This is a genomic window from Streptomyces sp. NPDC002130 (assembly GCF_040296465.1).
Lineage (GTDB): Bacteria > Actinomycetota > Actinomycetes > Streptomycetales > Streptomycetaceae > Streptomyces.
This window is the reverse complement of sequence record NZ_JBEOXI010001013.1, coordinates 1-1,224: the sequence shown is the minus strand read 5'-3', so window position 1 is coordinate 1,224 and position 1,224 is coordinate 1. Positions and strand designations below refer to the sequence as shown.

Annotated in this window: 2 protein-coding genes and 1 pseudogene; 2 read left to right on the top strand and 1 reads right to left on the bottom strand. The window is 60.7% G+C overall.

The window, feature by feature from the left end; translation table 11 throughout:
• Positions 1-265 (top strand): annotated as a pseudogene (locus tag ABT116_RS47935) (hypothetical protein); the annotation flags it as partial.
• Positions 259-738 (top strand): hypothetical protein, encoded by a 480-nt coding sequence (locus ABT116_RS47930; RefSeq protein WP_351647783.1) that lies wholly within the window; start codon positions 259-261, stop codon positions 736-738. The pseudogene ABT116_RS47935 and the gene ABT116_RS47930, both read left to right, overlap by 7 nt.
• A gap of 27 nt (positions 739-765) precedes the next feature.
• Here the strand turns inward: ABT116_RS47930 and ABT116_RS47925 are convergent.
• Positions 766-1,224 (bottom strand): amphi-Trp domain-containing protein (locus tag ABT116_RS47925; RefSeq protein WP_351647781.1); only part of this gene is annotated, 459 nt, incomplete at its 5' end.

The window sequence follows — 1,224 nt, the reverse complement described above, 5'->3', positions numbered from 1 at the left end:
GGTTCTTGCGTTCGTGTTCTTCGGAACCCTGACGTCCCTGATCTTCACCATCAGTCTCACGCTTCAGTTCGGCTTCGGGTTCTCCGCATTGCGAGCGGGCGTCATGACGCTGCCGTGGGCCGTCGGAATGGGCGTGGCGGCGGTTCTCTCGTCGGCGGTGTACCGCATGCTCGGAAACCGCGTCCTGATCCTGGGGATGGTCGTCTTTGCCGGCTCGCTGATCGCGTTGTCGGTCATCCTCGAGCACGACACCGCGCGGTGGTGATCGCATTCGGTCTGTGGGTTCTGGCCGGTATCGCATATCCGGTTGCATTGCAGATTGCCGCCGGCGGAATTCCGCAGCGAGCCTACGTGCACTTGATGTCGTCGCTGGCGGTGTGCGGCGCCGTCGCAGTCGCGTATCCGTTCTTCATCCTGACGTATTACTCGGTTCGATGTCTGTATCCGATCTTGTTGTCACACGGGGAGTTACGGAGCGACGACGGACGCGATATTCGCTCGCTGGGCCGGAGCAGCACGCGTTACCTCGCGGTGGCGGCGTCGGTTCCACTGGTGGGAATCGCGGGGCTCAGTTTTGTCGGTTCCGGGGCCGGCGAGGAACTCAACGCCACAGTTCGTGCGTTGTGTCTGGGCGGGATCGCCGGATTCATCGTTGTGTATCAACTGTTTCGACGGATCGAAAGTGATCTCCGAGCACTGCTGCGCGTTGTGTCTCTCGAGGTGTCGGCGTCTCCGTAACCACCTGACAACCGTGTTCGCGACGAGTTACTTCGCAGTGCTCTTGCGCGGTCGGCTGCGACGAACTGCTTTGGCGGGCGTCGGAGACTTCACTTCTGATTCTTCCTGAGGGTCGTCGCGCCAGTGAATCTCGATTTCTATCTCGACTTCGTTGCCGTCGACTTCGATCTCGAGTTCCCACCGAACCTGTTCCGGAACACTGATTTCGATCGAGTCCCCACCCGACCCCAGCTCCACTTCGGATCCGCTGGCGAGGGCTTGGCCGAGGGCGATGAGTCGGTCGGCGACTTCCTGCCGTGAGAGTTCTGACTTCCTCTTGATCTCCAGTTTGGGCACGAGCACTCCTGACCTCGGCGGATTCTCCCTTTCACGGTAGTTGGACGAAGGGGAGATTGTCGGAGTTTGTGGAACCACACAGCAGGACGCGTCGACGCGCAACAAACCTGAAGGCGGTGTGGGGACGCCAGAAAGAGCGAGGAATCCGGC